Genomic DNA, 6,335 nt, shown 5'->3' on the forward strand with positions numbered 1-6,335 from the left:
TCCTGGAAGTCTTCCCCGATTTTCCCGGCGCCATCGAAATATCCGGCACCGTCGACGAGGAATCCGGCGGCTTCGGCGGCGTCGCGCATCTGGCCAGGCTCGGCTATTTCTCAAAACCCAGGGTCGACCATGTCATCATTCCCGAGCCGCTGAACAAGGACCGCATCTGCCTCGGCCATCGTGGCGTCTGGTGGGCGGAGATCGAGACCAAGGGGGAGATCGCGCACGGCTCGATGCCGTTTCTCGGCGACAATGCGGTGCGCCACATGGGCGCCGTGCTGCGGGCTTTCGAGGACGAACTGTTTCCCGCGCTCGACCGCAAGATGACGCGCATGCCGGTCGTGCCCGAAGGAGCAAAACGCTCGACCATGAACATCAATTCGATCCATGGCGGCCAGACCGAGGATTTCCGGCCCGGCCTGCCGTCGCCCAACGTGCCCGACTCCTGCCGGATGACCATCGACCGCCGTTTCCTGCTCGAGGAAGATCTCGACACCGTCAAAGGTGAAGTGACCGGCATTCTCGACCGGTTGAAACGCGAGCGGACAAAATTCGACTATGAAATCCGCGACCTGATGGAAGTGCTGCCGCTGATGACCGAGCGCGACGCGCCGGTGGTCAAGGCGGTTGCGCAAGGCATCATGGCGATCTTCGACCGCGAACCCGATTATGTCATTTCGCCCGGCACCTATGACCAGAAGCACATAGCTCGCATCGGCCATATCTATGATTGCATCGCTTATGGGCCTGGCATTCTCGACCTCGCCCACCGGCCGGACGAATGGGTCGGCATATCGGACATGGTGGAATCGGCCAAGGTGATGGCGATAGGGCTCAACGTGCTGCTGCGCGGCACAGCCACGGGATAAGGTGTGCACCGCGACAAGCTTCGACTGCCGATGCGGTCGCCAGGACAAAAACATTCCCGGCCACGCCAAGGGGCAGAACGAAACGCAATTTACTCCGTGGCGAAATCACGCTTCTATCACTCGGGTTCGAGCACGTGTCTGAACGCATGGGGAGTTGCACGATGAAATTGTGGAAAACCATTCTGGCGGCCGCGGTGCTGTCGCTGGCCGCCGGCACCTCTGCGTTCGCCGCGCGAACCGACCTGGTCATCGGCATTCCGCTCGAACCCCCGCATCTCGATCCGACCGCCGGTGCCGCCGCAGCGATCGACGAGGTTCTCTATGCCAATGTGTTCGAAGGCCTGACGCGCATCGGGCCGAATGGCGAGGTGCTCCCGGATCTGGCCGAAAGCTGGACCATTTCCGATGACGGCAAGGTCTACACCTTCAAGCTGCACACCGGCGTGAAATTCCATGACGGCACCGACTTCGATGCCGCCGACGTGAAATTCTCGCTCGACCGGGCGCGAGCCGACAACTCCGTCAACGCGCAAAAGGGCCTGTTCGCCGCCATCGACAAGGTCGACGTCGTCGATCCGGCAACCGTCAAGGTCACGCTGAAGAACCCGCAGGGCTCGTTCCTCTACAATATGGGCTGGGGCGACGCGGTGATCGTGGCGCCGGAATCTGCCGACACCAACAAGGAGAAACCGATCGGCACCGGCCCGTTCAAGTTCCAGAGCTGGGCCAAGGGATCGTCGATCACGCTGGTCAAATCGGACAATTACTGGGGCACGCCGGCGTCGCTCGACAAGGCCGAGTTTCGCATCGTGCCGGATGCCGCGGCCTATGTGCCGGCGCTGCTCTCGGGCGACATCCAGGCTTTCCCGTTCTTCGATGCCGACAGCGTCGCCCAGGTCAAGGACGACCCGCGCTTCAAGGTGGTGATCGGCGCGACCGAGGGTGAGACCATCCTGTCGATCAACAACAAGAAGCCGCCTTTCGACAAGCTGCAGGTGAGGCAGGCGATCTCTTACGCGCTCGACCGCAAGGCCATCATCGACGGCGCCTCGGCCGGCCTCGGCCAGCCGATCGGCTCGCATATGTCGCCGGCCAACAAGGACTATGTCGACCTCACCGGCCGCTACCCGCATGATGTCGCCAAGGCCAAGGAATTGCTGAAAGAGGCAGGCCTCGAGAACGGCTTCAAGGCGACGCTGAAACTGCCGCCGCCCACCTATGCCCGTCTCGGTGGCGAAATCATCGCCTCGCAGCTTCGCGACGTTGGCATCGATCTGGAAATCATTCCGGTCGAATGGGCACAGTGGCTGGACCAGGTGTTCACCAAGAAGGATTACGACCTGACGATCGTCTCCCACACCGAGCCCAACGACATCGATATCTATTCGCGCAAGGATTATTACTTCAACTACGACAACCCGGCCTTCGACAACGTGATTGCCGATCTCGGCGTCACCTCCGACGAAGCCAAGCGCAAGGAATTGCTGGGGCAAGCGCAGAAGATCCTGGCCGACGATGCGGTGGTCGGCTTCCTCTATGAATTGCCGAAGATCGGCGTCTGGGACGCCAAGCTGCAAGGGCTGTGGGAAAACGCCCCGATCCAGGCCAATGATTTGACCAAGGTGAAGTGGAGCGAATGATCCCCCACCTTCCATGACCGCCTACCTCCTAAAACGCCTCGCCATCGCCATCGCCACGCTGGTGCTGGCTTCCATGGTGGTGTTCGCCGTCCTGGAGGTCCTGCCCGGCGATCCGGCGCGGCTAATGCTGGGCCTGAATGCCAGTGCCGACCAGGTCGAGTTGCTGCGCAACCAGATGGGCCTCAACGCGCCGCTGGCTTGGCGCTATCTGCACTGGGCGGGCGGCCTGCTCAGCCTCGATTTCGGCCGCTCCTACACCTATTCGGTGCCGGTCATCGGTCTGGTTCGCGAGCGGCTGGCCGTCTCGCTGCCGCTGGCGCTGATTGCGCTTGCGCTCTCCACCCTCATCGCGATTCCCGTCGGCCTGTTTTCCGCCAGCCGGCGTGGACGGGCCGGTGATACGATTTCCATGGGCGCCGCACAGCTTGGCGTCGCCGTGCCCAATTTCTGGTTCGCGCTGATGCTGATCTATGTCTTCGCCGTCTGGCTGCGGCTGGTTCCTGCTGGCGGCTTTCCCGGCTGGAGTGCCGGCGTCTGGCCAGCCTTGAAGTCGCTGCTGCTGCCGGCGTTGGCGCTTGCCTTGCCGCAAGCCGCGATTCTGGCGCGCGTCACCCGCTCGGCGCTGATCGAGGTGCTGAACGAGGACTATATTCGTACCGCCCGCGCCAAGGGTCTGCCCTACCGAGCTGTGCTGTGGCGGCACGCGCTGCGCAACGCCATGATTCCGGTGCTGACCATTCTGGGCCTGCAGTTCGCCTTCCTGCTTGCCGGCACCATCATCATCGAGAATGTTTTCTATCTGCCCGGCCTCGGCAGGCTGGTGTTCCAGGCCATCACCCAGCGCGACCTGATCGTCGTCGAAAGCGTCGTCATGCTGCTGGTCGCCGCCGTCATCGCCGTCAATCTGCTGGTCGACCTTTCCTATGCGGTCGTCGATCCGCGCCTGAGAAGCCGGCAATGACACTGCACATCGACATATCAGAAGAGACGTTCGGCAGCATCCTGAGCAAGGCGTTCGGGAATACCGCCTTCGTTGCCGGTTTCGTCATCACCCTGCTGATCCTGGCAATGGCTGTCGTCTCCTATGCCTGGACGCCCTATGACGTCACGAAACTGGTGATATCGGATAAGACGCAAGCGCCCTCGCTGGCGCACTGGTTCGGCACCGACCATTTCGGCCGCGACATCCTGTCGATGGTCATGGTCGGCGCCCGCAATTCGATTGCCGTGGCGCTGGTCGCGGTCGGCATCGGCATGGGGGTCGGCGTGCCGCTCGGCGCCTTTGCCGCGGCACGCGGCGGCCCCGTCGACGAGGCGCTGATGCGGCTGAACGACCTCGTCTTCGCCTTCCCGGCTTTGCTGTCGGCGATCATGATCACCGCCATCTTCGGACCGGGCGCCGTCAACGCCATCATCGCCATCGGCATCTTCAACATCCCGGTCTTTGCGCGCGTCGCCCGGGCCGGCGCGCTGGCGATCTGGCCGCGCGAGTTCATTCTCGCCGCACGCGCCGCCGGCAAGAGCAGCACGCAGATCACAATCGAACATGTGCTGCCCAATATCGCCACGCTGCTTCTGGTGCAAGGCACCATCCAGTTCGCGCTGGGCATCCTGGCCGAGGCCGGGCTTTCCTATCTGGGCCTGGGTGCGCAACCGCCAATGCCGAGCTGGGGCCGCATGCTGTTCGACGCGCAGACCCGCATGGTGGTGGCGCCATGGATGGCGATCTTTCCGGGCATGGCGATCGTTGTCGCCGTGCTGGGGCTGAACCTCCTGGGCGACGGCATCGCCGACATCCTCGATCCGAAATCGCGGCGGCAGCGATGAGCCTGCTCGACATCGAGAACCTGTCGCTGACCATCGGCGACACGCAGATCCTCAAGGGTGTGGAGCTTTCCGTCGCGCCCGGTGAGGTGATGGGGCTGGTCGGCGAATCCGGTTCCGGCAAATCGATGACCGCGCTGACGGTGATGCAGCTTCTGCCCCATGCCGCGCGCGCCAGCGGACGTGTCACATTCGACGGCATCGACATCCTGGCAGCAACCGAGGACCAGATGTGTGCGCTGCGCGGCGACGACATCGGCATGGTGTTCCAGGAGCCGATGACCGCGCTCAATCCGGTCAAGACCATCGGCGAGCAGGTTGCCGAAGGCATACGCTGGCACACCAGGGCCAGCCGCGCCGAGGCCGAAGACCGGGCGCGAAAAATGCTCGACCGTGTCGGCTTGCCCGAAGCGAAATTCCCGCTGTCGCGCTATCCGCACGAACTGTCGGGCGGCCAGCGCCAGCGCGTCGTCATCGCCATCGCCTGCGCGCTGAAGCCGAAGCTGCTGATCGCCGACGAACCGACGACGGCGCTCGACGTGGTGCTGCAGGCACAAATCCTCGACCTTTTGCGCGACCTCGTCGCGGAGAGCCGCATGGGCCTGCTCCTGATCTCGCATGACCTCGCCGTGGTGACCGAGATGGCTGACCGCATCACCATCCTGCGCCGCGGCGAGGTGATGGAAGCCGGCGACACCGCACGCACGCTATCCGAACAGCTCCACCCCTACACGCGCCAGTTGGCGCAGGCCTCGATGCATGTGCCGGCGCGCGCCAGGCCGCATGGCATCGAGACGGGCCGCCCTTTGCTTCAGGTCGAGGGCGTGACCCGCGACTATCCCGGCCGGCGCACTTCGCTGTTCAAGCGCGCGCCTGGTATCCGCGCCGTCGACGACGTCTCGCTGTCGATGGCGCCGAGTCAGTCAGTGGCACTGGTTGGTCGCTCCGGCTGCGGCAAGTCGACGCTCGCCCGCATGATCCTGGCGCTGGATCGGCCGACATCGGGCTCGATCCGGTTCCGCGGCGGGACCATAACCGGCAAGAGCGAAGCCGAGCTGAAGCCGGCGCGACGCGATATGCAGGTCGTTTTTCAAGATCCCTATGGCTCCTTCGACCCGCGCCAGAAGGTGAAAAAGCTGGTTGCCGAACCCCTGCATGTGCTGGAGAAAAAGCCGACGCGCGCCGAGTGCCGCGAGATGGTGGCGCATGCCCTGCACGAAGTCGGCCTCGGCATCAGCGACATGGACAAATACCCCCATGAATTTTCCGGCGGCCAGCGCCAGCGCCTGTCGATCGCCCGCGCCATCATCACCCGCCCCAAGCTGGTCGTTGCCGACGAGCCGGTCTCGGCGCTCGATGTCTCGATCCGCGCCCAGATCCTCGATCTGTTCGCAGAGCTCAACCAGAAGCTCGGCATCGCCTACCTCTTCATCACCCACGACCTGACCGTGGCCCGCGCCATCACGGACGAGGTGCTGGTCATGCATGACGGCAAGATCGTCGAGCGCGGCAAGACGAGCGAAGTGCTCGACCACCCGCAGTCCGAGGCTGCCAAGGCGCTTGTCACCGCCGCCCCTGACTTGCACCGGGCGATCGCGGAGCGGCTGCGGGAGCAAGGCTGATCAGGAGAGAAGGCGGCCCGATCACTCCTGCGTCTTGACCACATCGACCGGGCTGATATCGAGCAGGTCGAGCGTGCGGCGCAGCAGGCGGATCTCGCTCTCGGCCAGTTGCGAATCCGCCTTGGCGATCTCCGCCATATGTTTGGCCAATTGCCGGCGCCGCTCGACGTCGAGATCGCGGAACAGTGCAATCGCCTGCGAGCCATTGGTCTCGTAGCCGAACTCGTTGAGATATTCGATGACGCTGTCGATGCTGCTTTCCTGAATGCCGAAGGCGTCCTTGCAGATGCGCCGGAAGGCAACCATTTCGCTCTCGCTGACCGACCCGTCGGCCAGGATCATGCGAAACAGCATCAGCAATTCCGCCGACAGGGCCGGAT

The 6,335-nt window shown here is 63.7% G+C and carries 6 protein-coding genes; 5 read left to right on the top strand and 1 reads right to left on the bottom strand.

The genetic code is table 11. The features are described from left to right. From ENZ74_RS17555 to ENZ74_RS17575, 5 genes are all read left to right on the top strand, one after another. Positions 1 to 869, top strand: an 869-nt coding sequence (locus ENZ74_RS17555; protein ID WP_127312890.1) for an acetylornithine deacetylase/succinyl-diaminopimelate desuccinylase family protein, incomplete at its 5' end; no start/stop codon positions are given. Between the two features lie 161 nt (positions 870 to 1,030). Then, complete coding sequence (locus ENZ74_RS17560) at positions 1,031 to 2,509, top strand: ABC transporter substrate-binding protein (protein ID WP_063168180.1); 1,479 nt, start codon at positions 1,031 to 1,033, stop codon at positions 2,507 to 2,509. A 13-nt stretch (positions 2,510 to 2,522) separates the two neighbouring features. Then, a complete protein-coding gene (locus ENZ74_RS17565) occupies positions 2,523 to 3,470 on the top strand; it encodes an ABC transporter permease (RefSeq protein WP_063168181.1) in 948 nt (315 codons plus the stop codon). Further along, positions 3,467 to 4,336 carry an ABC transporter permease gene (locus ENZ74_RS17570; RefSeq protein ID WP_063168182.1) on the top strand — a complete coding sequence of 290 codons (870 nt, stop codon included), beginning with the start codon at positions 3,467 to 3,469 and terminating at the stop codon, positions 4,334 to 4,336. Before ENZ74_RS17565 ends, ENZ74_RS17570 begins: the two co-directional genes overlap by 4 nt. Further along, positions 4,333 to 5,955 carry a dipeptide ABC transporter ATP-binding protein gene (locus ENZ74_RS17575; protein ID WP_013531215.1) on the top strand — a complete coding sequence of 541 codons (1,623 nt, stop codon included), beginning with the start codon at positions 4,333 to 4,335 and terminating at the stop codon, positions 5,953 to 5,955. Before ENZ74_RS17570 ends, ENZ74_RS17575 begins: the two co-directional genes overlap by 4 nt. Before the next feature lie 21 nt (positions 5,956 to 5,976). Here ENZ74_RS17575 and ENZ74_RS17580 read toward each other — a convergent pair. After that, positions 5,977 to 6,335 (bottom strand): TerB family tellurite resistance protein (locus ENZ74_RS17580; protein WP_127312891.1); only part of this gene is annotated, 359 nt, incomplete at its 5' end.

Source organism: Mesorhizobium sp. M7A.F.Ca.CA.002.15.2.1 (genome assembly GCF_003998715.1).
Classification (GTDB): Bacteria; Pseudomonadota; Alphaproteobacteria; order Rhizobiales; family Rhizobiaceae; genus Mesorhizobium; species Mesorhizobium ciceri.